The 24,562-nt window shown below is 46.1% G+C and carries 19 protein-coding genes and 1 tRNA gene; 7 read left to right on the top strand and 13 right to left on the bottom strand.

Features of this window, described 5'->3' with window-relative positions; genetic code table 11:
* Positions 1-307 precede the first annotated feature (307 nt).
* The 6 genes from QUA27_RS02030 to QUA27_RS02005 all read right to left on the bottom strand — a co-directional run bounded on the left by QUA27_RS02030 (position 308) and on the right by QUA27_RS02005 (position 9,256).
* On the bottom strand, positions 308-1,783 hold the full coding sequence (locus QUA27_RS02030; protein ID WP_333066033.1) for a sensor histidine kinase: 1,476 nt from the start codon (positions 1,781-1,783) through the stop codon (positions 308-310).
* A 195-nt stretch (positions 1,784-1,978) separates the two neighbouring features.
* Positions 1,979-2,425 carry a response regulator gene (locus QUA27_RS02025; RefSeq protein WP_333066032.1) on the bottom strand — a complete coding sequence of 149 codons (447 nt, stop codon included), beginning with the start codon at positions 2,423-2,425 and terminating at the stop codon, positions 1,979-1,981.
* Positions 2,388-4,346, bottom strand: a complete 1,959-nt coding sequence (locus QUA27_RS02020) for a sensor histidine kinase (RefSeq protein WP_333066031.1) — start codon at positions 4,344-4,346, stop codon at positions 2,388-2,390. Before QUA27_RS02020 ends, QUA27_RS02025 begins: the two co-directional genes overlap by 38 nt.
* A 707-nt stretch (positions 4,347-5,053) precedes the next feature.
* Positions 5,054-6,259 carry a 4-hydroxy-3-methylbut-2-enyl diphosphate reductase gene (locus QUA27_RS02015; protein ID WP_333066030.1) on the bottom strand — a complete coding sequence of 402 codons (1,206 nt, stop codon included), beginning with the start codon at positions 6,257-6,259 and terminating at the stop codon, positions 5,054-5,056.
* Between the two features lie 270 nt (positions 6,260-6,529).
* Positions 6,530-7,966 carry an ammonium transporter gene (locus QUA27_RS02010; RefSeq protein WP_333066029.1) on the bottom strand — a complete coding sequence of 479 codons (1,437 nt, stop codon included), beginning with the start codon at positions 7,964-7,966 and terminating at the stop codon, positions 6,530-6,532.
* A gap of 432 nt (positions 7,967-8,398) precedes the next feature.
* Positions 8,399-9,256 (bottom strand): SGNH/GDSL hydrolase family protein, encoded by an 858-nt coding sequence (locus tag QUA27_RS02005; protein WP_445251463.1) that lies wholly within the window; start codon positions 9,254-9,256, stop codon positions 8,399-8,401.
* Positions 9,257-9,592: 336 nt separating this feature from the next.
* On the opposite strand from QUA27_RS02005, the gene QUA27_RS02000 reads away from it, so the two are divergent.
* Complete coding sequence (locus tag QUA27_RS02000; protein WP_333066026.1) at positions 9,593-10,195, top strand: IS607 family transposase; 603 nt, start codon at positions 9,593-9,595, stop codon at positions 10,193-10,195.
* 305 nt (positions 10,196-10,500) lie between these two features.
* Here QUA27_RS02000 and QUA27_RS01995 read toward each other — a convergent pair whose 3' ends face one another.
* Both QUA27_RS01995 and purE read right to left on the bottom strand, forming a co-directional pair.
* Positions 10,501-12,102: an ammonium transporter gene (locus QUA27_RS01995; protein WP_333066024.1), complete on the bottom strand. Its 1,602-nt coding sequence runs from the start codon at positions 12,100-12,102 to the stop codon at positions 10,501-10,503.
* Positions 12,103-12,185: 83 nt separating this feature from the next.
* The gene (gene purE, locus QUA27_RS01990) at positions 12,186-12,707 is read right to left on the bottom strand and encodes a 5-(carboxyamino)imidazole ribonucleotide mutase (protein ID WP_333066023.1); all 522 of its coding nucleotides are present in this window, start codon (positions 12,705-12,707) and stop codon (positions 12,186-12,188) included.
* Between the two features lie 234 nt (positions 12,708-12,941).
* Here purE and nagA point away from each other — a divergent pair, with 234 nt between their 5' ends.
* The 3 genes from nagA to QUA27_RS01975 all read left to right on the top strand — a co-directional run bounded on the left by nagA (position 12,942) and on the right by QUA27_RS01975 (position 15,700).
* Positions 12,942-14,171 (top strand): N-acetylglucosamine-6-phosphate deacetylase, encoded by a 1,230-nt coding sequence (nagA, locus tag QUA27_RS01985; RefSeq protein WP_333066021.1) that lies wholly within the window; start codon positions 12,942-12,944, stop codon positions 14,169-14,171.
* Between the two features lie 208 nt (positions 14,172-14,379).
* On the top strand, positions 14,380-15,066 hold the full coding sequence (gene bchM, locus QUA27_RS01980) for a magnesium protoporphyrin IX methyltransferase (protein ID WP_333066020.1): 687 nt from the start codon (positions 14,380-14,382) through the stop codon (positions 15,064-15,066).
* 241 nt (positions 15,067-15,307) lie between these two features.
* The gene (locus QUA27_RS01975) at positions 15,308-15,700 is read left to right on the top strand and encodes a DUF423 domain-containing protein (protein WP_333066019.1); all 393 of its coding nucleotides are present in this window, start codon (positions 15,308-15,310) and stop codon (positions 15,698-15,700) included.
* A gap of 41 nt (positions 15,701-15,741) precedes the next feature.
* Here QUA27_RS01975 and QUA27_RS01970 read toward each other — a convergent pair whose 3' ends face one another.
* Positions 15,742-16,836 (bottom strand): bilin-binding protein, encoded by a 1,095-nt coding sequence (locus QUA27_RS01970; protein ID WP_333066017.1) that lies wholly within the window; start codon positions 16,834-16,836, stop codon positions 15,742-15,744.
* Between the two features lie 883 nt (positions 16,837-17,719).
* Between QUA27_RS01970 and QUA27_RS01965 the strand changes: the two genes are divergently transcribed.
* Together QUA27_RS01965 and QUA27_RS01960 are read left to right on the top strand one after the other, a co-directional pair.
* On the top strand, positions 17,720-19,153 hold the full coding sequence (locus QUA27_RS01965; protein WP_333066016.1) for a phosphoglucomutase/phosphomannomutase family protein: 1,434 nt from the start codon (positions 17,720-17,722) through the stop codon (positions 19,151-19,153).
* Positions 19,154-19,518: 365 nt separating this feature from the next.
* On the top strand, positions 19,519-19,794 hold the full coding sequence (locus QUA27_RS01960; protein WP_333066015.1) for a lipopolysaccharide assembly protein LapA domain-containing protein: 276 nt from the start codon (positions 19,519-19,521) through the stop codon (positions 19,792-19,794).
* Positions 19,795-19,808: 14 nt separating this feature from the next.
* On the opposite strand, the gene QUA27_RS01955 is transcribed toward QUA27_RS01960, so the two are convergent.
* The 3 genes from QUA27_RS01955 to QUA27_RS01945 all read right to left on the bottom strand — a co-directional run bounded on the left by QUA27_RS01955 (position 19,809) and on the right by QUA27_RS01945 (position 23,233).
* The gene (locus tag QUA27_RS01955; protein ID WP_333066013.1) at positions 19,809-20,789 is read right to left on the bottom strand and encodes a hypothetical protein; all 981 of its coding nucleotides are present in this window, start codon (positions 20,787-20,789) and stop codon (positions 19,809-19,811) included.
* Between the two features lie 154 nt (positions 20,790-20,943).
* On the bottom strand, positions 20,944-22,008 hold the full coding sequence (locus tag QUA27_RS01950) for a hypothetical protein (RefSeq protein ID WP_333066011.1): 1,065 nt from the start codon (positions 22,006-22,008) through the stop codon (positions 20,944-20,946).
* 550 nt (positions 22,009-22,558) lie between these two features.
* Positions 22,559-23,233, bottom strand: a complete 675-nt coding sequence (locus tag QUA27_RS01945) for an Npun_F0813 family protein (RefSeq protein ID WP_333066009.1) — start codon at positions 23,231-23,233, stop codon at positions 22,559-22,561.
* Positions 23,234-24,172: 939 nt separating this feature from the next.
* Between QUA27_RS01945 and QUA27_RS01940 the strand changes: the two genes are divergently transcribed.
* Positions 24,173-24,246: transfer RNA gene (locus tag QUA27_RS01940), tRNA-Arg, on the top strand.
* Here the strand turns inward: QUA27_RS01940 and QUA27_RS01935 are convergent.
* Entirely contained in the window at positions 24,247-24,462 is a 216-nt protein-coding gene (locus QUA27_RS01935) for a hypothetical protein (protein ID WP_333066007.1), read from the bottom strand.
* Positions 24,463-24,562 lie beyond the last annotated feature (100 nt).

Raw genomic sequence — 24,562 nt, 5'->3', positions numbered from 1 at the left:
TTAGAGTTGCAAGAATTTTATTGTATTTGCTTGTATTTTATTTATTTTACAGCTTGTAATATCCTCAACCAGCTTTTTAGGGGCGTGTCCGCAAGCAAATTAATTAACTAAGTTGTTGTAAAACACATCAGAAAGCCAGCTCAGGCGGGAAAGGTGCAAGAGATTAATTAACTATCATTATACTAATTGTTTATTCTGTCTTCGGGTGTGAACAAGCGGGTTGTTGATTCTTTGAGCTACAGCAGAATATTGCTGTTAAAACCCTCTTGTCTAGAACCTCATCTGTTAAATCCCGTACACTGCTTCCTCAACTCTCGCACTTGCGTAATTTTACCCAGAAGCGGGTACCCATTCCCAAAGTCGATTTCAGCCCGATCCCACCACCCATCCGATCGACTCCTTTATTCGCTATCGCCAACCCAATTCCCGTCCCTGGATACACTTCTTGACCGTGCAGGCGATCGAACAATCCAAAAATCCTACCATGAAATTTTTCGGCAATACCAATGCCGTTGTCTTCTACCCAAAGATAGATATATTCATCCTCAGCTTCTGCATAAACTCGCACCTGGGGAGCTATCCCAGGCGGCACGAACTTAATAGCGTTGGAGAGCAAGTTAGCCAAAACTTGCAGCAGCGTAGGAGGATGTGCCAACACCGCAGGTAGCGGTTCGACAACCGTTATGCGAGCTTGTTTTTGGGCAATTTCGGTCTCTAGTTGCGCGATCGAGCGAGCCACAATAAAATTAAGAGAGACTGCTTTTAGTGGCAAGTTAGCTTTGCTGAGGCGGCTGTACTCTAGCAAATTTTCGATTAAAGTACTCATCAGACTTGCAGCATCCGTAATCCGGTACAAGTAATCTTGTGAGGTAGCATCCAAGTTGCTAACTTGATCGTTGAGCAACATTTCAGCAAAAAACAAAATTCCCCGCAAAGGAGCGCGCAAGTCGTGAGAAACTGAATAGGTAAAAGATTCTAGCTGTGCATTAACTTCTTCTAACTCAGCAGTACGCTCTCTCACCCGCTCTTCCAAAGTTTCATTAAATTCGCGCAAAGCAAGTTCAGCTTGCTTGAGTTCCGTAATATCTTCCACCAATCCGTCGATCGTACTTTCACCTTCTGCGCTGTAAAGATATTGAGTAAACCGAATCCATTTTACTCGACCATCTGCCAAAGGAAATGTAATTTCTAGATTTTGGCACCGAGACTCCCCTGAATCTACCGGTTGCAAAAACAATTGCTGCAGATAAATCCCTTGGACATCTGCTAAATTGCTGGCATCAAACAAGCGCAAAAAAGCTTGATTGCTTTCCAAAAGCTGCCCCTGGGAACTCGCTCGAAAAACTCCGACATTTAAGCGTTCTAACAGAGAATTAAGTTGATTTTCGAGTCTGGCGACTCGTTCCCAGGCGGCAACTCGATCGAGCACTGTGCGAACAGCAACGCAAAGGCGGACGTAGTGCTTAGGCGACTTGATAATGTAATCGTCCAATCCGGATTTCATCGCCTCTACAGCAATTTCTTCATTGCCAGTATTTGTAAACATTATAATCGGGCATTGTGGATAACGTGCTTTGATAGTTTTAAGCACATCTAAACCGTTCGTCCAGCGCAGTTGGTAATCGGTAATCACCAGATTGAATTGACCTCGGTTCAGTGCTTCCACTAACAATCTATTGTCGGAAATTTCCGTTACTTGTAATGGCGAAAATTGCCGTTCTAATTCGCGTTTGACGAGCAGCCGATCGGTGGGGTTGTCGTCAATTACTAGAATGTGTACCACTTTAAAAAATTATAATTTGGCTGTTAGTTAGGGTGCCGAGAAATCACTCCAACTAAAAATGTTGGAGGTAAACTCTTTAAAATGATAGAGGACGCGATTCCTCACTCGAAACTTAATTTCCTCGTTATCAAAAATACCCTGGTAACGAGGAAACAAGCAAGAAAAATCGAGAAATCGCCACTACAAACGCGCAAATTATAGAGGTTCCGGCAGTTCGGTATAATTGAGCCAATACTGGCTAAAACTCTGCATCATTTCCACTAAAGAAGCAAACCCGATCGGTTTAACCAAATAAGAATTTACCCCTAAATCGTAAGCCCGCTTGACATCAAGTGTTTGGCTAGAAGAAGTAAGCATAACCACCGGCAAGCGTTTTAGTTCCGGCTGCTGCTTCAGCCAAACCAGAACCTCGTGACCAGATCGCCTGGGCAACTTCAAATCTAGTAAAATTATCCTAGGTAAAGGATAGCGATCGCGATCGCTGTACTCTCCGTCCCCATTTAAATAAAAAACCGCTGCATCTCCATCTCGGACAATTTGCAGCGAAGTATTAGCAAAAGTCTCATTGCGAAAAGCCCGCTGCATTAATAGAATATCAACGGGGTTATCTTCCACCAGCAAAATCGTCTGCATTTGCGTCATGCTTCCTCAATTGTATCCAAAATCGACTGCCTTGTCCTACTTGAGATTCCACTCCAACTTGACCGCCCATGCGATCGACTCCTTTTTTTACAATAGCTAATCCTATACCAGTTCCGGGGTAAGATTCGATACCGTGCAGCCGTTCAAAAACGCGAAAAATGCGTTTTTGATGTTCAGGAGCAATACCGATGCCGTTGTCTTCTACCCACAGACGGATGATGCAGACTGGCAATAGGCTACTGACCATCAGTAACTGGGAATTCTCCCACTGTCCCACTGTCGCCCTTGCCAATTCTCCCACTGTATTGCTATTTGTCTCTCCCTCTTGAGGATGCTCAATTTCCTCCGCCCAGATCTGCACTTGGGCTGGTGTGCCTTCCACAAATTTTATAGCATTCGTGAGCAGATTGGCGATTACTTGAACTAAAGTAACGCGGTGGGCAATTACCGCAGGCAAGGGCGATCGAACACTGATTTGAGCGTGCCTGGATTTAGCGTCAGCTTTTACCATAGCAATTGCCTCGGCCACAGCAGATTCTAAGTCTAAAACTTGCATCGATAAATCTGTGCTGCTCAGGCGGCTGTAAGCTAGCAAATCTTGGATTAATTCTTCTAGTTGTTGCCCAGAATTAACAATTTGCTGCGCGTATTCTTGACCGAGTTCATCGAGGAGCTCACGGTAATCTTCTAATAAAGCTTCAGCCAATCCCTGCATTCCCCGCAGGGGGGCACGCAAATCGTGGGCTACGGTATAGGCGAAAGCTTCTAATTCTTCGTTAGCTGCTTGAAGTTGATTGGTGCGGAGTTCTACTCGCCGTTCTAAGGTAGCGTTGAGCATCCGAATTTCCGCTTCTGCTTGTTTGCGCGCAGTTACGTCAATGGCGGTACTAATTACTAAACTTCTGCCGTCGCAAAGCTGACCTAAAGGTGCGGAATAAAACTCCCAAATACGAGTTTCGCCGCTGGCTGTGGCAATCATATATTCGCCTTCAGAAATGCGGGCGTTTAAGCCGTGCAGCCGATCGATATCTGCTTGCACTAGGGATTTGCGGCTGTGGTAAGCTTTTTCTGTCCAATCTTCAATTGTGGGAATTTCTGAGTATTCGTAGCCTGAGAGTTCTGTCCAAGCGCAGTTAATTTGCAAAACTTCTCCGTTTTCAGCGTGCAGCATAATTGGCAGCGGTGCGTTGAGAATGGCGCTGCGAAAACGTTCTTCACTTAATTGCAGGGAGTGGCGATCGTGCTCTAGCTGTTCTAAAAGTTGATTTTGCTTAATTTCGGCCTTGTCGCGCAAAGTTCGATCGCGCTTCACCAAATAGTAAACCAACACCATCAACAGGAAATTTACTAAACTCGCAACGCTAAAAGTCAGGATGGTCAAATTAGCGCTTTTTTTAGATTCTCGGGCGCGCTGCTGCAATAGCTGAGTTTCTCCGGCAGTCATGGCGGCTATTTGCTGCCGAATATCCCCCATGATTTGCTTTCCCCTACCAGTTTTTATTTGCCGCACGGCTGCTGCTAAGTTTTCTTTGCGTCGGAGATTGAGGGTTGTTTCAAGGTCGGCTAATTTAGAGTCGATCGCAATTTTCAAATCGCGAAGGCGCTGTTGCTGCCGGTTATTGTCAGCCGTTAGCTGCTGCAATTCTGCTAATTGCTGGTTAATGCGGGCGATCGCGCTGTAATACGGTTCTAAATACCGTTCTTCTCCCGTCAGCAAATAACCGCGCTGTCCGGTTTCAGCATCTTTTAACGTGGAAAGCGTAGCTTCGAGTTCGGTTAAAACTTGGTGAGTGTGGCTCACCCAGCGTTCGTTTTCGACCAACTTGAGAGTGTTGCGGTAGGAAGTTGCCGCATTGAAAATTAGCAGCGCCACGACCATTCCGATACCTGCGGTGATTTGGGGAGTCAGCGATTGTTTCATGAAATAATCGGCGTGCGAGTCCTGCTTTTTTTTATTGTAGCTGGATTTAAGAATACCCAAATTTTTCGCGCGGTCAGAAACGGCGACTAAAGCCTATAAATTTAAGGCTCAAATGTGCGATCGATTTTTTGTTTAGTTGAGTCGGGTTACTCCTTGCATCCGCCTTAAGTCTGAGATTCTAGAAATCGCTTTTTTGCTTCTTGTGATTCAGGGAGACATCAGACAATCTAGGATAGCCTGCAAAGCTTAATTCGCCTTTTTTCCATCGATTTTTGTATCGTTCGTTTTCCTTTGGCAGTTTCAAATTGCGGATCAAAGAAAGGAGTTTTTACCTATTGATTTAAGTTGATTTTTGGAGTATATTATTAAATAATGGGAGTACTGACATAAACTACATTTTGATCACTATTCCCATTGTCTAATTTATACATTGTCAAGCTAGCTAAGTCAAGCTTTTTACCCCAATAAAAAGCGAATATTTAATATTTTATTTAAAAAATAACCTAGGGAAGCAGGGGAGAAATTCACAGGAGCGATGATACCGATCAATAGTATCAAAAAGGGGAGCTATCGGGTAATTGCGGAGGATTCATCGATTGAAATTAATTTAATATCAAATCCGGCAACATCGGAATTATACTCTGTTTGCGAGAGGATCGCACAGCACTCGCAAAAGGATGATTCCGATGGCAGCGAAAACAATATAATTAGGCAACTGCAGCGGGTTTCATGGTCAAAATGCGATCGATCGCATCCTCAACAACCTTATCAGGCGTAGAAGCACCCGAAGTCACGCCCACCACAATTTTACCATCCGGTAGCCAACCTTCAGCTACCACCAAATCTGCCCCCAAAGGCTTGTGTTCGATGCGATTTCCTGGTAAAATTCGCTCTGCACAATCAATGTGATAAGAAGGAATATTTTTGTCGATCGCAATTTCCTGCAAATGCGTAGTATTAGAAGAATTAAACCCCCCAATCACCAGCATCAAATCTAACTTTTCTTCAACCAAACTCAACATAGCATCTTGCCGTTCCTGAGTCGCATCGCAGATAGTATTAAAACTCTGAAAATGCTCGTTCAAATTTTCAGGACCAAACTTCCGCATCATCGTTTTTTCAAACAACTTACCAATGTTCTCTGTCTCAGTTTTGAGCATAGTAGTTTGGTTAGCAATACCCACGCTTTCCAAATCCACATCTGGGTCAAAACCAGCAGAATAAGCCTTACTAAATTTAGCAAGAAACTCATCGCGGTCGCCTCCATGCAAGATATAATTGCTGACATATTCAGCTTCCTGCAAATTCAATACAATCAAATACTTGTCAGCAAAAGAACTCGTAGCAACAGTTTCCTCGTGCTTGTATTGACCGTGAATAATCGAAGTATAATTCCTCTTTTTGTGCTTTTCAACAGTATTCCAAACCTTAGAAACCCAAGGACAAGTAGTATCAACAATCTTGCAGCCCTTATCATTAAGCAACTGCATTTCTTGGACGCTCGCCCCAAAAGCAGGTAAAATTACCACATCGCCACTATCGACAACCGAAAAATCTTTCTGTCCCTTCTCAACAGCAATAAAACCAACTTCCATATCCCGCAAATGCTGATTTACAGACGGATTGTGAATAATCTCATTAGTAATCCAAATCCGTTCGGTTGGGAAATGCTGGCGAGTCTCGTAAGCAATAGCTACAGCGCGTTCCACCCCCCAGCAAAAGCCAAAAGCCTCAGCCAGCCGGATCGTGACTGCGCCGCGTTCTAGCCTGTAATTATTGTCCCGAATTTGCTGGATCAGACTGCTTTGATAAGCTGTCTGCATCACGCCAGCTACCTCAGCTTCGTGTCCGAAACCCTTGCGGTGGTAGTTTTCAGACTGTTGGAGCGATCGTTTAAAAGCTTTAGTATCCATGCGGTATCGAGTTGAAATCTAGGTTAATTACCTTTGATTTTAGAACCATTGGAGAATTCCTATCTCAAATTTGAAAACCCCGCCTGCAACAATTGCAAAACGGGGCAACCCAAATATTATTGACTCTAACGCCCAATCACAGATAAAAACCTTCTTCGGCGCAAAATTCGCCAAAGAAACCCGGTTTCTTAGAAAAATCTGTTTGGGAGCCGATAATTCTACCGAGAAACCGGGTTTCACAGGCTGGAGTGCGTCAGTCTTATGATAGTTTCAAACCTTTTTCGGCGCAAAAGGAGAACCCGATTCAAACGAACTGAAACCGCCGGCAAAATCCTCACCGTAAGCTTCTTCCCCGTGCAGACCGATATCCAAACCTTGGTCTTCAGCAGATGACGGCACTCGCAGTTCCATAAACTGCGCCAGAATTTTCAAAATCACAAAAGTGCCGACAGCCGCAAACACGTAAGTAGCTAGAATGCCTACAAACTGGGTGACGATTAGCCCCGGATTCCCGGCAAACAGCCCGTCATTTCCGGCAGCGTTCACGGCTTTAGTTGCAAATACCCCAGTCAGCAGCGCCCCTACAGTCCCGCCGAGGCCGTGAACTGGGAAGGTATCCAAAGAGTCGTCAAATCCCAGCTTAGCTCGCAAGCTCACGCCAAAGAAGCAACAAACGGAAGTGATCGATCCGATCAAAAGGGCTCCCACTGGAAGTACGAATCCAGCCGCAGGTGTGATGCCCACCAATCCGGCTAGGAAACCGCTGGCAATTCCGACTGCTGTCGGTTTGCCTCTGAGCACCCATTCCACAATTGTCCAAGTTAAACCGCCGGCTGCTGTTGAAATCATGGTGGTGACAAAAGCCACTGTTGCTAAAGAACCAGATCCCAAAGCGCTACCGCCGTTGAAGCCAAACCAGCCGAACCACAGTATCCCAATTCCAAGCAAGACGTAGGGTACGTTGTGGGGGGTGTGGGGCTTGTTCAAGTGGTCTTTGCGGGGCCCGATCATCCAAGCTGCGACTACGGCTGATACGCCGGAACTGATATGTACGACGGTGCCACCGGCAAAGTCGAGAGCTCCCATTGCCCCCAGCCAGCCTTTACCCCAAACCCAGTGGGCTAGAGGAGAGTAGATGAAGGTAGACCACAGCAGCACGAACCAGAAGTAGGTTTTAAATGTTACCCGTTCGACGATCGCCCCTGAAATCAAGGCTGGAGTGATGATGGCGAACATCATCTGGTACACCATGAAGACTTGGTGGGGTATTGTCGGCGCGTAGCCGATCGGATCTGGTTTGTCCGCCGTGACATTGTTCAAGAACATCCAGTCGAAGCCACCGATGAAGGTTTCGATCCCTTGAGCAAACCCTTTATCATTGAGGTTGCTGGGGGTGACATCAAAAGCCAAACTATAACCCCACAGGGTCCAGGTGACGCCGATCAGTCCCATCATGACTAAGCTCATCATCATGGTGTTGAGGACGTTGCGCGATCGCACCAGTCCCCCGTAGAAAAACGCCAGCCCCGGTGTCATCAGTAATACCAGTGCTGAGGAGACCAACATCCAGGCCGTATCGCCGCTGTCGATCGGATTCGGCGCCACCGCAGCAGCACCAGCAGCATCTTGAGCTAAGGCATTGTCCGTCAGCGGTACGCTTAACAGCCACAGTGCCATGATGCCGATCGTTAAACTTTTTTTGATCACGTTAGTTGTACCTTCTCATACTCAGCAATTTTCAGGGAAGACCGAGCCGATGTTAGATGGGAGGATTTTAGATGCAATAGTTATTTGGTTTTAAGTCCCTGTTTTAGCGGAACAAATCTTCAATAGATAATTCCCCAATCCTCAACCCCCCGACTTCGTATAGCCGGACTCATCTAAATTTTTCAACTCTCCATCCAATGGTCTATGCCTTTTGGATTGCACCATTTGTACCAACAGTTATTCTGTATCACCCTATACTAAATAGCTAACAATCATATTTCTTAATCTATCCGCGGCTACTTGACATAGCCCGCGATCGCAAAATAATCGGAGAGGGGGAGACTTTTGAGTTGGGGAGAGTGGGAGAAGGAGAGGGGGAGAGTTGGGGAGAATATGACTTCATCCTTTATCTTTCTAACTAAGGACTAAGGATTAATTTTTCAACTGCATCTGATCGAACAGTTGCAGGGCCGATCGCCAAACCAGATAACCTTGATCGTTAAGGTGCAAGCCATCTGTGCTGAGTTCGGTTGGCAAATTGCCGTCAGCATCCGCAAACAGCGGGTACAAATCCAGATACAAAACATTCTCAGAACTAGCAATTTCTTTCAGGCGCCGATTTATTGCCCTAATCCGACTATTAGGAATCGCCAACAGCCGATCGCGATTTTCCCAAGTAGCTTGTTCCCCGCTGTGGGGCAAAATCGACTGCACAACCACTTGTGCTTTGGGGTGAGCCCACCGCAAATCGCGAATAATCTGCCGCTGGTTGTCCAAAATCCCTTCGTCGCTGGTTCCCCGCAACAAATCGTTAATCCCAATCATCACAAATACCGTATCCGGCGCGGTTCTATCGAACAACTGCAACCGCTTGAGCAAACCCACGGAAGTCTCCCCCGAAATCCCTTGATTCAGCCAAAACCGATCGACTGGTAACAGCTTGGTTGGGAACCACATACTTAGAGAATCCCCAGCCAAAACACTCAGTCTTGATGGTCGATTCGCCGCCGCCGCCTCAGCTTCGCGACCCAACTGCGTCACCCACTGCTGGTAAGTCCATTTATGTCGCGGTCCTGGAACAGGCACGTCTAGCAATGCGTTTGCAGAGGCGATCGGTTTGTCATTTTGTTCCTCAGCAACTTCTGCAGTCACCGCATCATTCGCCTGGAAACTTTCTGTCACGTTGTGTCCCCGCAGTAGTAGTTGAGCGACTGTGAACATCAGTACCCCGTTCGTCACCAAAGATAGCAAAGCCCAAACCGGAATAGTTTTCGATCGGCTAACTTCCATTCCTAAGAGGGATTTATGAGTTCTACTTCTGCTACCTCCTCCAAACTTCTCCATAAACTCAAGCTATTTGCAGGCCTCACACCGAATAATGTGCACTGATTGCTGCATCAAATTTTACCGCTCAATTAAAGCCTCAATTCTTGTAAGAATCAAGCACTGTGCTGTGTTGGGCAAGGGCGGCGATGCAGAACTTTGCTTTTTCGCACTACTTTACCATAAAAAATCTGCCTACCAAACTTTCTTGCACCGCAATCGGATTTGTCAAAGCTACTGCAAGGCACAAAAATATATCTAAAAGTGATCGAACTTACTCATTTCTGATGCTAAAATCCAAAAATGAAAAAATTAACTATAACTGAAGCAGCCAAAATTAAAGGTGTAAGCGCTTCTACCTTACGCAGGTGGGAAGCCGAAGGCAAGCTAATACCGGAACGCACGGCTAACGGTCACAGACGGTATGACCTAGCTCATCTTCTCGGCTTAAAACCCAACGGCGCTTTAACCATAGCTTACGCTCGGGTTAGCAGTAACGACCAAAAAGATGATTTAGACAGACAAAAACAAGTTTTGGAATTGTTTTGTGCATCTCACGGCTGGCAATTCCAAATCATTGATGATGTGGGTTCTGGGGTTAATTACAGTAAGCTGGGTTTACAACATCTCATTCGGGCGATCGCAGACAATCAAGTAGAAAGGTTGGTGTTAACTCACAAAGACAGAATGCTGAGATTTGGTTCTGAACTAATTTTTAATTTGTGCGAACACTTTGGGACAGAGGTAGTGATTATCAATCAAACCGAAAATGCTAGCTGTGACGAGGATTTAGCTAAAGATCTACGAGAAATAATCACGATGTTCTCAGCCCGCCTTTATGTCAGCAGGGATCACAAGAACAAGCGCATCGTTGAAGAACTTAAAGCAATTGCCGATAAACTCTAACCAATACACCAGTTTTCAACGCTCGTCAGTTACAGATCCTTAATTCCTATTTCTCCATTACAAATTAACAATTATCGGCGCAGATCTCATGCAATCAAAAACTGCTATATGTACGCCATTGAAAGTAAACTAACAATAAAAATATGCCCGCGTTCGCATCGAAGATTTCAACGCGAGCACAACGATAGACCGCCATAAGTTGGCGGCTATTTCAGATTGGAGTTTTTCTGAATAAAGGCGTGAATTAGCTGATAAATAGCTAATCTAGGAAATGAAAGCTGAATTGGTCGCTCCCTTCCCACGCTTTACAGTGTGGTAGTCTTGCCTCCAGAACCCCCACCATAACCACCGTAGCCACCCTCAATTCTGTTGTCCAAGCTAGTTTCCTTAACAAACCCGGTGTAAGCTTCCATCCCGTGTTCGCCGATATCCAAACCTTCAGCCTCCTCTAAAGCAGAAACGCGGATACCTAGCAAAGCTTTGAGTGCGGCCCAAAAAATCGTACTCAGCAGCACGGTCATCCCGCCTACAGAGATAATGCCGACCAACTGCGCCCAGAGTTGACCGAAACCTCCGCCCACGAGCAATCCGGCTACCGGGCCTGTGGTATAAAGTCCAGTTGTAGGTCCGTCAGCAAACAGCCCAACTGCCAGAGTTCCCCAGATGCCACAGACTAAGTGAACTGAAGTTGCGCCTACAGGGTCGTCAATTTTCAAGTTGTCGAAGAAAGTTACTGCGAAAACTACCAGGATACCGGCGATCGTGCCGATAATGGCAGAGTTGGGGACGTTGATCCAAGCGCAGCTAGCTGTTACCCCGACTAAGCCGGCGAGGATGCCGTTGATAATCATCGAAAGGTCGGGTTTGCCCAAGTACAGCCAAGCAGTAATCGTTGCAGCAATTCCCCCGAAGGCGCCGGCGGTGTTAGTGGTGACGGCAATGTGGGCGATCGCATTTGGATCGACTGCCATTGTCGAACCGGGATTGAACCCGAACCAACCCAACCACAGAATCAAACAGCCCAGGGTGGCAATGCTCATATTGTGTCCCGGCATCGCCACAGTATCGCCGTCGCGGTACTTGCCCAGCCGCGGTCCCAAAAATGCCGCTCCCATCAAAGCAGCCCAACCGCCTACCGAGTGAACCACTGTCGAACCTGCAAAATCCCAGAAGCCTGCTTTTGCCAGCCAGCCGCCGCCCCAAATCCAGTGTCCGGTAATTGGGTAAGCAATGCCTACTAGCAGCAAGCTGAAAATTAAGAAGTCAATGAATTTAACTCGCTCTGCAACTGCCCCAGAAACGATCGTTGCAGCCGTTCCTGCAAAAACTAATTGGAAAAAGAATTTAGCGTTAAGAGGCACTCCTGTCCAGTTTAATGAGTTGAAAATGCCTTGATAAGCGTCTCCTGTGGCGGGGCTGTTGTCCGCCACATTCCACAGAAAAAATCCGCCGCTGGTGCCGATAAAACCGTTGCCGTTGCTGAACATTAATGCAAAGCCGATCGCCCAAAATGCGATCGTAGAAAGCGCAAAAACAATCAAGTTTTTGGACAACACGTTGACTGCATTTTTTTGGCGGCAAAAACCTGTTTCCAACATACCGAAACCGGCGTTCATAAAGAACACTAGCATCGCCGCCACCATGACCCACATGGTATCCATGCCCACCTTAAGGCTTGCTAATTGTTCCTCGGTGGTTGGCGCGGGAGCAGTTTGGGCTACCGCCGCATATCCCCACACTAAGACAATGATTGCTGCTATTGGTATGCAGGCTTGCCAACTTGGACTGAGGCGGGCGATCGTCCTTTGTAATTTCTTGAACCTGTTAACTTTTGTCAAAAAGTTCGCTCCTGGCAAATTTAAAGACTCCCGCCTGACTTGTTTCGACTTTTTCTTTCCGACAGTCATTTTAATCACTTTCACCCTCTTTACAGCTAGTAAGCTCAGCAATATTCGGAAAACTTTCCAATTTTACTACAAAAGTTTAGAGATTATTTGTTCAGATTGAGATAGTTATGATAGCCTAGCTCTTCTAGCTGATTTTGTTTTTTCATTACTGATTCTGACAAATTTTTGCGGTAATGCAAGACTCGCTCTAGCAATTCTGGCTGATGAGCTGCTAGCATCTGAACTGCCAGCAAGCCGGCATTCTTAGCGTTGCCGATCCCCACTGTTGCTACGGGTATCCCGGCTGGCATTTGCACGATCGAGTACAGCGAATCTACCCCTTGCAGGTGGCGGCTCGGTACAGGCACCCCAATTACTGGCAAGGGCGTTAAAGATGCTACCATACCCGGGAGATGCGCCGCTCCCCCGGCTCCTGCGATAATGACTTTCAAGCCTCGTTGATGCGCGGTTTGGGCGTATTCCACCATGCGATCGGGGGTGCGGTGCGCCGAGACTATCGCCACGGAGCAAGCAACACTGAATTCTTCGCAAACTGCGATCGCATCTTTCATGGTTGGCAAATCCGAATCGCTACCCATGATAATTCCAACTGTCGCTTGATTCATAAAATTTTCAGATTTGAGATTTCAGATAAATGCTAATTTTAAATGATTGCGTTAACTCCAATTTAGATATTTTGTACCAAAACTGACCCTTAAAAGCAATTTGGCCACAAGCCCCTGTCTGAGACGCCCTGGAGCCAGCAAAAAGCAAAAAGCTCCCCCTCCTCATCGCCACCCACCGGATTTATCCGTAGCGAATATTAAATCTAAAATCTAAAATCTAAAATCTAAAATCGGATGAATGAAGCCACAACCCTACCTGCCGCCCGCACAGATATTCTCAATGTTCGCCTCCCCGGTTGCAAGGATTTGCAGATGCTTGCTGTTGACGAAATGGGCATCATTCAAGAAGTTTGGCCGATGGACGCCGTATTTAAACGGATTTGTCCTCCCGATTTGCAAGTGCTTGATGTAGCAGGCGATTGGCTTTCTCTGGGCGGTGTTGACTTGCAGATTAACGGCGCCCTCGGTTTTGCTTTTCCCGATTTAGAAAGCAAGCATATTGAAATGTTGCCGAAAATTTGTCAATTTTTGTGGAATCAGGGAGTCGATGCTTTTTTGCCGACTTTGGTGACAACTTCGTTGGATAAGTTTAGGCGATCGCTCTCGACTATAGCTGATTATATCCGCACTGTACAAACCGCTGCTCCGGCAATCAATAAAATCAAAACAGCGGAAATTATCGGTGTTCACCTCGAAGGTCCTTTTCTCAACCCCCAGAAGCGAGGAGCTCACCCAGTTGAGTTTTTATTACCGCTAACTATAGAAAATGTCAAGCAAGTTTTAGGAGATTGTGCCGATATAGTCAAAATAATTACTTTAGCGCCGGAGTTAGACAGCACAGGCGAAGTAATTTCCTATTTGCAAAGTTTGGGAATTTCCGTGAGTCTCGGACACTCTCAAGCGACGGCAGAGCAAGCCCAAAAAGCATTTGAGCGGGGAGCTTCGATGGTAACTCACGCTTTTAATGCGATGCCGAGTTTGCACCACCGAGAACCGGGTTTGTTGGGAGCGGCGATTGTTCATCCGGGCGTAAAATGCGGTTTAATTGCTGACGGGAAGCACGTTTCTCCCACAATGATTGATTTTTTTCTGCGCGCTGGTAGGTATGAAAAAGGCGTTTTTTTAGTGAGCGATGCTTTGGCTCCTTTGGGTTTGCCTGACGGTGTTTATCCTTGGGATTCCAGACAAATTGAAGTCAGAAAAGGTACAGCTTGGGTAAGATTAGATTACCACTCGCCCCTGGAATCTGCTACTTTGGCGGGTACAACTCTGCCGCTGTTGGCGGGAGTGCAGAATTTGGTGGAGTGGGGGATTTGCGATGCCGAAAGTGCGATCGCCCTGGCAACTGAATCTCCGAGAAGGGCGATCGGAATTTCGGGAATTATGGGCAAATCGGCAACTCAATTGTTGCGCTGGAATTTAAATGCGGCGACAAAGGAATTGACTTGGCATCGACTTTTTTAGCCTGTTATACCATTCTAGATTAAAGAATTGAAAAAGTGGGAATCCGCGAACTGGTATTACCCGATAGATTTCAGATTTTAGATGTGCCGTTTTCATCTAAAATCTAAAATCGCCAATCTAAAATCTGTTGTTGCAAGTTGCACATTTTCGGAACCGGATTGCTATATAATATCTAACCGTTGGCAATAACTCAGCAGCAGGCAGATCGATGAATTTGGTAGATGACAAGACTATAGTTAGACAGTATTTTAACTCGACGGGCTTCGATCGCTGGCAGCGAATTTACGGTGAGGGCAAAGTCAATAAAGTTCAGCTAGACATCCGCACCGGGCACCAGAAAACGGTGGATACAGTCATCGAATGGCTGCAAGCTGACGGCAATTTGTCCGGGCTTTGTGTCTGCGATGCTGGCTGCGGTGTTGGATCTCTGAGCATTCCTCTGGCTGACGCTGGGGCAATTGTTTGCGCTAGCGATATCTCGGAAAAGATGGTAGCAGAAGCTTACGATCGATCGACAGCAGTTCCCGGCAAGCTCTACAACATCTCGTTCGCCGCCCAAGATTTGGAAGCCTTAACCGGCAAATTCCACACAGTGATTTGTTTGGATGTGCTAATCCACTATCCTCAAAATAAGGCCGCAGAAATGATCGCTCACCTGAGTTCGATCGCCGAGTCGCGACTAATTCTTAGTTTTGCACCCAAAACTTTAGCACTCACCGCCCTCAAAAAAATTGGTGAACTTTTCCCCGGCCCGAGCAAAACTACCCGCGCTTACCAGCACCGCGAAGCTGATATTATCAAAATCCTAGAAAACAATGGTTTTGTTATTAACAGAACAGCGATGACTAGCACTAGCTTTTACTATTCTCGCTTGCTGGAAGCTGTGCGAAAATAGGTTAAAAATATCTGTAAAAAAGCTAATTTATCATCAGCCTAGGGTGCGCTCCGCGCACCTTCCCTTCCCAGAGTTAGGCCAGTGAACATCTCATCTCTACTATGCGATTGCTTTGCGGAGGTTCGCAATTACAAGTAAGGCACGCACCGCGCACATTCGCTATCAACAATTAGATGTTTTTCCCTCCTCCTTCTTCCTTCTTTCTTTTTTCTTCTCCCTTCTTCCCAATTCAATAAATATTATGTCAACGCTAATTTTAATTCGCATTTTTATAGCAACGGCAGCAGTATTCGGAGGTTTATCCGTTGCAGGGGGTGCTTTCGCCTCCCACGCTTTGAAAAATCAATTGAGCGAGCGAGCTTTAACCATTTTTGAGACCGGCGCCCGATATCAAATGTACCATGCCCTGGCTCTATTACTCGTCGCTTTACTCTTGAGCCGCGCCCAAGAGTCTCAAACCTTTTTTGCAGTGGCTGGATGGGCTTTTATTGCCGGCACTATCATCTTTTCAGGCAGTTTGTACGCCCTGAGTTTGACTGACATCAAATGGCTGGGTGCAATTACGCCCCTGGGGGGAGTTGCTTTTATTATTGGTTGGGGATGTTTGGCAGTCGCAGCTTTTAGTTTTAAATAGGCAACTGGTAAATTTTGAAACAATTACCAATTAGCAATTACCTAATTATCAAACACATCCCTGGAAAACAGCTCTGTCAAAGTACGCAAGTAAGGTACAAATACCGTTAAATCTTCAGCAGGAAGCCGCTCGCATATTTCCCAAAACAAAATCAGCAGCATATCCTGCACTAACTCCCAACTTACATGAAGTTTCGGGTACAACATCACGCAAATTGGAAACAATTCTTGCTGTACCGGATGAATGCTACCTTCCAAAACGCACCAGCACAAATAGCTTTGAAAAATCTCGACATCCCGGATACCAGAAATTTTTACCTCGCGATCGCTCAAATACCCACTGCTGCTGCGGTATCCTTGATGCTGCGAACTAGCTCGATCGTACACGGCACTAGCAATCTGAGTCGTGTGCTGCAATAAATGCTGAACGGCTAATAGAGCTTTTGAATTCGGGGAGTGATTCGCCGCAGCCTCGTTAATCTCTCCGTAGGGAATGTGCAGGTAGTCGTCTACAACTTTTAAGTAGGGCGCAAATTCCATTCGCTCTGACTCTGAAAGACATCCTAACAAGATTTTGCTAGTGTATTGAAACTCCATTGTCACAAATCCCAGCACTAACGGATCTGTCTTTGAGTATTTTCGCCTCACTTTAATAATATCCTTTCCCACCAGCACTGACAAGCGGAAAACAGGTTCTCTATCCGCATAAGCGTCTATTGCTTTCTTATATAAGGTGCGAGAATCGGTGGCAATTTCTAAAGAATTAATTAAACTTGGATCGATAGCGTGTCGCTCTATTTGTGTCTCTAAAAGAGCTTCTACTCTACTCCAAGCTATCTCGCTGGCTAATTTCAGGGTATCTGTCAATTTGTCAACTATTTGGGCTCTATTTCCCTCAAAATTAGTTAAATCGAGGCTTGGGAGAATTTGGCGTGGTGCTTGGTTCTCTCGTGTCGCAACTGTACTGTAATATTTTTTTGCCCAGCTAACTGCGAAGGAAGAAACGCTGACACCTTTAGATTTTGGGAGTTTGTCAGTGTCCGATCCGGTAATACCTTGGGACGCCTGACTTGCGCCATGTTGAAGTTGGTCGGCTGCTGGTAAAGATTTTGAAGATATTTGTGAAACACCCGTCATGATAAACCTCGTTTCTTTATTAAGTCGCACCCGATGGATTCCCCTAAATTTTAATGTTGTTAACTACAATTTTCTGCATTTGTACGCTGACAGTCATCAGCCATTACGCTTAAAGCTATAAGCCATTTGGCTCGACTGCCTGCATCTTTTATAAGCTGCACGTTAATAACATTATTTATTGTGCGATCGATCACCATCACCCTGTGATCGCGACCCTAATGTATTTTTTTGACATATAAAGAAGGCTGGAAATAAATTTAATTTGTCTTAAAAGCTGAAAATTAAAGTTAAGTCTGCTTAAAAAAAACTGCTGCTTGAAATACCTTATATTTATTTTGGATCGCTTTGGTTGAGCGCCTTCGTTTCTTAAAGAAGCTAGGCTACAGCACGATCTAGGGGTGACTTTAGTTAATTTATTTGTATAGCTGAATTAAAAATGTATTTTGAGTCTGGCGATTGTTAGGAAACCCTAACAAATTTAACTATCGGCTTTTCTAAATAAAAAATTAAATTTGAGATGAGAATCAGATTTATGTGCATTTCGTTAATGCCATTGCCAGGGTCGTTTTTTACGATCGGTTTTTAACTTCCCCGTGAAGCGAAGCTATCCCGTAGGGAATCACCCCCAATTGCTCGTCGTCGATTCGATCGGCCAACTAACCTTCACAACCGGAATTAGCGACTGACTAGCCCGATAACTCCCACATTTTGCCAACTATGAGTTTTTCGAGTCCTCTCCCGGAGGCCGAAGCCTGTCTCTACAACGATAGGATGAGGTTGATGCGGGCCCCACGGGCGATCGATCCTCACAAACAGCACGGCCAGTACGTCTTTAAGGCTATGGCTTCGGGTAGGATTAGTAGGACGAGAGGAAGTGGATAAAATGAGCGCTAGCAGCAATTCAACAGAAATTAAGTTCGGAACCGATGGGTGGCGGGGACTGATTGCCCATGACTTTACTTTTGCCAACGTGCGAAAAGTCACCCGGGCGATCGCCAGTTACCTAGAAACCGCTTACACCAAAGACCGCCCAGTTCTAGTCTCCTACGATACCCGCTTTCTGGCAGACGAATTCGCCCGCACCTCGGCGGAAGTATTGGCAGATTTGGGATGGACGGTGAAAGTGGTCGATCGAGATTGCCCCACACCAGTCATCGCCTACAGCGCCAAGCATCTCAACTCTGCAGGAGCCCTGATGTTCACGGCTTCGCACAATCCCGCACCTTACTGCGGCATCAAATACATCCCCGACTACGCGGGCCCGGCAACCCCGGAAATTACTGATACAATTGTGGCAAATATTGCTGGTGCTTCTGATGCCCCAGCCAAAGGCAGCCACAACGATAAAATCTCCAGTTTTGACCCGAAACCTGAATATCTGAAGTTTCTTTATACTTTGATCGATGTGGAGCGGATTCGCTCTGCTAAGTTGAAGGTGAAGTACGACGCTCTCTACTCAACTTCTCGCGGCTATCTCGACGGCGTTTTGGAACACTGCGGCTGCGATGTCGAAAGTTTTCATACCTACCGCGACGTGCTGTTTGGGGGCGGAATGCCCGAACCCAAGGGAGAACAGTTAGTTGAGTTGGTGGAAGCTGTTAAGAAGGATTCGGCGGATTTAGGTTTAGCTACCGATGGCGATAGCGATCGCTTTGGTATTGTTGACGAGTTGGGAAATGTCTTGACTCCAAATACTGTACTGTTGCTGCTGGCGCGTCACTTGGTTAAGAATAAAGGATTGACTGGGGCGATCGTCCGTACAGTCGCAACTACCCACTTGCTGGACAATTTGGCCGCCAAGTACGGTTTAACAATTTACGAAACCGCAGTCGGTTTTAAATACATCGGCGAAAAAATGCGCGAAACTGCGGTGCTCATCGGTGGCGAAGAATCTGGCGGTTTGAGCGTTTTGGGTCACATTCCCGAAAAAGACGGGATTTTGGCTGATATGCTAGTTGCTGAGGCGATCGCCTATGAAGGTAAACCGCTTTCTCAGCTAGTCGAAGAAGCCATTAAAGAAGCCGACGGCCCCCTGTACAACAAACGTTTGGACTTGCACTTAGAAGAAGCCCACAAAGCAGCCGTTTTGGAATCTTTTACCAAGAATCCCCCCACAGAAGTAGCAGGTATCGGCGTTAAGGAAATCGGCCGCAAAGACGGGATTAAGCTTTATCTTGAAGACGGTGGCTGGGTACTGCTGCGGCCTTCGGGAACCGAACCCTTGATGCGCGTTTACATGGAAACCAATTCTGTGGAAAAAGAAAGCCAAGTTGCCCAACACATGGAAAAGGTAATTTCCCAGTTAGAACCTGTTTAAATTTCTACCTATTCCAAGGGGTGTTTTTCCCCTAGCGCTTGGGATTGTGAGGTGCGCTTGGCGCACCTTACGTATTTTTGATAACTCTGGTAAAGCCTCTGAACATTCATCATCAATACTGCTGGACCAGTTATATATTTGCAATACACTTGGATTGTTTAAGTTGGGAAATTGTAAATTTATTTATGTTTGTTTAATTTTTAATTAATTAATAAAAATTCTCTATTTTTTCCGTTTCTACTTGACTTTTCCCCTAATCTTATTGTAGATTATTATATAATGGGGTGTTTGCAAAAATAAAAGTTTTACACGTATTTTAAATAAAACAAGTATACAAGTTAAATTATTAGCCTATCAACCGATTTATGAAAACAATTCCTCTGCTCGCCATTAGTTTTTTAGTAGCAATTTTAGTAAGCGCGATCGGCATTATCTCAGTGCAAAACGCCGCCCCCGTATCCTTAAACTTTATCTTTTTTCAATCGATACAACTGCCCGTAGGAGTAGTATTGGCAATGACCCTGAGTGCAGGACTGATCGGAGGTGCGCTACTGCAACCGCTGTGGAACATTTCAGATTCCCAAAACTCACGTCCTAAATTTCAGGCAAATCCCGAAGAATCCGACACCGTACAATATTAAATAGATTTGATCCCTTAGAGGGAATATACCTGACCGTCAATCAGCAGCCGAGTAATTCCCTTAGCTCGCAAATAAGGCGCTGCTTTTTGCAGCATACTGCTGTCAGGAATCTTGAAAACCCTTTGATTGCGAGTAGCAAATCGGCGCGCCACTCGGTGATTGTCAAACACTGCCAGGGTTTTCTCGCGAATTTCCGCCGCCGGAATTTGACCCAGTTCGCCAAAAGCTTTTAGAGGTCTGGTGATTAACTCCGCTGCCCGATCGACCACCAAATAACAAATTTTGGGCATAGATGCTTCGCTTAAAGGCAAAACTTGAATTAGTCCTGTCCCCCGAAGCTCAATCAACTCGCCCGACGATAGTGAACCTAGGAGACTGCCTTCAAACAGGGAGTCTTCATCCTCTACATCTTCGTCGAAGTCGTCATCTAAATCGTCTTCATCCTCCTCATCCTCGTCGTCCTCGAAATCCCTAAAGTCTTCACCTGCCAGCAGCCCTTCTGCTGGCAGCATTGCCTTTAGTTCACCAGTCACAACAGCGCGGTGGCTTTGATCTGCAATATTGGCTGCTTTGGCATCTGGCAAATCAGAAACATCCAAATCCGACTCTCTATTCCCTCGAATTTCGAGTTCTGCAACTGGTTCAGGAACTGCTCCAGAACGCTTTCGGATTGTCGGTCTCGAATTTGAGGCTGACTGCAGGACAGGGGCTGACTCCGACAGGGGGACAGCTACAGGATCGATTTCGCCATCTGCCGACGACTCAGTAGTCCCATCTGTCGCTTCAGAAACACTGCTGCGATCGGACAAACGCTTTTGTTTTTGCTGGACTAGAAATTCGTATTCCGGCTCCGACAAAGAACCCTGAAGGATGCGCCTCACAGTCGAACTGCTCACTCCGTAGCGCTTTGCCAGAGTGATAGTATTCTCGTTTGACTGTCGGTACAGCCTGATGAGTTCGCGTTTGTCTGAATCGGAGAGTTTTGTAGGCGTCATGCCAAGTTTCCCAGCAAAAAGACGTGAAAAGACGCAGGCTAGCGGTCAGCGAACAGTGATTCTTCGTTTTCGATTTCAAGCTCAGAGATGCCGACAAGGGCAAAAAAGCTTTCGCATCCCCATCGCTTGCCAAAGCAACCCCAATCTCCAATCCCTACGCTGCGCGACGAGTGCGCCTGCTCTGGCGAGAACGGGTTGAGATGTCATGTTCCAAGATAGCTCCAATTCCGAACAGGATGGCGCTGAAAACAAAAAAGACTTCCAGCAAACTGCCGCTTTGATAACTACCCTCAGCCTGAGTATCGCGCCATTTAAAGTACATATCTGCGATGTAAAGCGAAAAAGTTGCAGCCGCAATCATTCTCCAAGATTGGGAAAAACGTCCTCCCCAAAATGCCAGGAGCAGTGCCGTAGCAATAATCAGCAGAAAAACGTCCCCAACGATGTAAAACAAATTTATTGCGTTTTTGTGAGGCGCCAGTTGCTTGTCAAGTGCCATCACCCATGCCGGAGCTTTGATTTCTGCTGCTGCTTCTTCTTCCTGGAGTGCGGATGCAGGATCGGTCGCTGTTGCTCCTTTTGCCTGTATCTTGGACGAATTTTCCAAACCCGGCGCTCTTTCTGTGGCAGCGGTTGCTGGTGCAGATGTCACTACTTCTTCTTGAGTGGCTGCCGGAGCCATTCCTAGCTGGGCCCTCCAAGAGTCAGGTGCAGCAACCCAGATAGCTACCGCAATCCCGAAGGCTGCAATTCCCGCTAACAAACCCCACTGCCAAATTTCTAGATTCAGTCGCTTGGAAGTCACAGCTACAACCATGCCCCCGATCAGGACTACATAGCTGCCCAGATAAAACGCATCTGCGGGAGACACGTCCGGATCTAACCCGAAATAGAGTTCCCAAATCCCGAACAGCACGCCGGCTATGAAATAGAACAGCATCCCCAGACCTATGCCCAGCCAGACGTTGCGCCCACTGACCATGTGGGGGCTTTGCCAGTTTCTAAAACAGACTAAAGCCGCCCCGAAATATGCTCCACATTCAAAAATATAAGTGCCGATCGAGTACCAAAGAGGTAAACCCTCTTCTGCTGAGAGGGGGACGCTGAACAGCAAAAAGAACAGCAGCGCCATTACAGCCCAGACAATGCCTGCAATCACTAGCGTCTGAGCTGACAGTAAAGATGAAGATGTAGATGACTTTTCTGAAGTGCTACTCATAGGGATTCCACGAGACCTAACTAGCGGTTGAACGCACCCCATCTCAATCTTTGATTGTAGATGAGGATTCTTTCGCCAAAAAACCTTGCTCTGACGCTTCCGGAATAACTGGCGTCCTCAGTGTGTAGTCTGGACTTGGATCCTCGTACACTCTAGAAAGACTAAGCAAGAATAATATCTATTTACTAATTCAATAAATTAGTCGTTAGTCGATCTTGTACCCGGAAATATTAATGATAGAAATACGGTAGATGTCTCCACCCTTAAGGTTTTTACAGTACCCAATCTATCTCTGAAGTTCTAACCTCAAAGGTTGAGGTATCGATTTTTTTGCTTTCACACTCCCCCACTCATATCAATAATTCGGGGTGGGGACTGCGATCGAAACTTAGTTAAATTGCCAGACCATAGGTGGCATCCAAACCGAATCAACAATTTGGTTGGTCAATACAAGTTGGCAACCCAACCTGTATATCCCCTACCCCCTACAGTGCAATTATCTAAGCTAAATTATCTCAGTCCAATTGTCTGAGCAATTGTCAAAGATTTTCTATCCTATGATCCACAATTTGTTGAGGGCTGATTGTTTCAGCCAATCTAGAAACTGAGTCCGATCCGGGCCTGGCATATCTTGCAGCACATCGCTGACTCCCTCAGCGAAGTCCGTATTGCCAAAATATGATTTCCCCAAACGGTGGAGTTCTTGCAATAAAGTTTTGAGATGTTGCTCTTGCCAAGCAGGCACCTTGTGATTTTGCAAGGGACTAACGGTTAGCCAATTTTTGATCGCATCAGGGGAGTCTGCCTGGGGGAAGTTTCCCTGCTGAAATACCTTGGCGATATCTTTCTGAAACGATGTGGCTTGCCTTGCGCCTAAGAGGTCTTCTACATCGAAGTAAACAGCTTGGAGAAGCAGCAGACAACCCTGCGCGAACAGCGGTGCTTTGGCTGCTTCATTACCTGTCGGTTCTTCACCGGCAAGCTGATCTAAACGGACTTTTCCCCAGACGCTATATCGATCCGGCTCTTCTAGCAGAACACAGGCTTTGCCTCGGTTGTCGGTTAAGTCCCGCCACAAGGCTCTGGCGTCTTCTGCTTGCTTGCCGTTGAAGGCGCTGATTAGGCGAAAAGTCTGCCCCTGATAATTGAGAATGGGAATTTGTTGATCCCGTTTTGGGTGTTGAAAATTGGTTATTTCAACATCCTGCCGTTTCAGAATAAACATGACACTGCGATTTGACTCCTGTCATGGCCGAGGTGCTGTGCTTTTGACAATCCCCATGCCTAAAGGCGAGGGGATTCTTGATTCAGCGAGTCCACTTAAATTAGCAGGATTGCTCCCGATCACCCAGAGATGGTTCTCTCCTCAAGCGTTCCGATACTTTTTTGCTAACCAATGCTAACAAGTATCTAAGCTGAGATTGTCTCTCAACCTTGGCGTATCAATCAATGCACGAAGGAAAATCCCCCGCCCACAATTTACAACTGCTGTACTGGCAACGCTTGATTTTCGCGCTCGTGCCGAGCGGTCGATTGACTGTTTTGCTTTGATGCCGTAGAGGAAGCTTATAGAGAGGCTCCGTACCATCAGGGATTTTCACCTGAGTCTTTCAATCTAGTTCTACCACATTTTTATTAAATATCAAGTCGAGGAGAATGTTAGCAAACATAACTAAACATCAGCCAATTAGTCATTCTGTCTCAACTCATACCTAAGATTAGGGGATGATCTCTGGTTTTTCGCTAAGGCGGTCAGCGTTTTAGGCTTTGTCACTAGGGGATGTTAACATAACCAATAGAAATCTGGGAAAAAGCACCTGTGACTCTTGTCCAGTCTGAGCTGGGTCTTAATTTGGGGAGAGATGCACTCGACCAAATATTTGGGTTTTACCTCGACCTCTAAATACTTTACCCGAGTTCTCGTCCTACCTAGTTTTGATTGTAAATTTATAATTGTGCTGTTTGCAGGTGAGTCCCTCCAGTTTTTATCAGATACAGTCTTGGAGGCACAGAAACTCTCATAACCTTGGTTTTTTTCCCGAACCATCCCGCTGCACGCCAGATTTTTGTAGATCAAAGCGGTTTCTGCGTAAGTCATCACATAATTTACTTGCTCGATCGCACACTGCACCTATACAATAATGTTGTTAGGAATTTTTGAGTTGGGTGCGTAACTCAGTTGGATAGAGTAGCTGCCTTCTAAGCAGCGAGCCGCAGGTTCAAGTCCTGCCGTACCCGTTACACAAAATTAATGATATCAAGGGTTTCAGCACTTTTATACCGCCAAGGAAAGAGCGGCTGAGATCTTCTGTGCTTGGGATTTGTTTCCGATGCCTGAATCCGAAAATCCTTAAAAAAGCCCCGCCCGCCAAACTGGGCGAATCTTCCTGCTTCCGGGCGATCGACACTGGTACCCTTCTGAGTACATTCTTGACACAGCCGATTTGATATCATAAAAAGTCTATTGTGTCAATAGTCTATATCCTGTGATGTTCAAACAGCACCAGCAGCAGGTTGTGGGCCGAGTAGCCCTCAGAGGTTATCCTTAGTAATC

It is taken from the genome of Microcoleus harperi Pol14_C6 (genome assembly GCF_036701295.1).
Taxonomy (GTDB): Bacteria; Cyanobacteriota; Cyanobacteriia; order Cyanobacteriales; family Microcoleaceae; genus Microcoleus.
The sequence above is the reverse complement of the archived record's forward strand: the minus strand, read 5'-3'. Positions and strand labels throughout refer to the sequence as shown.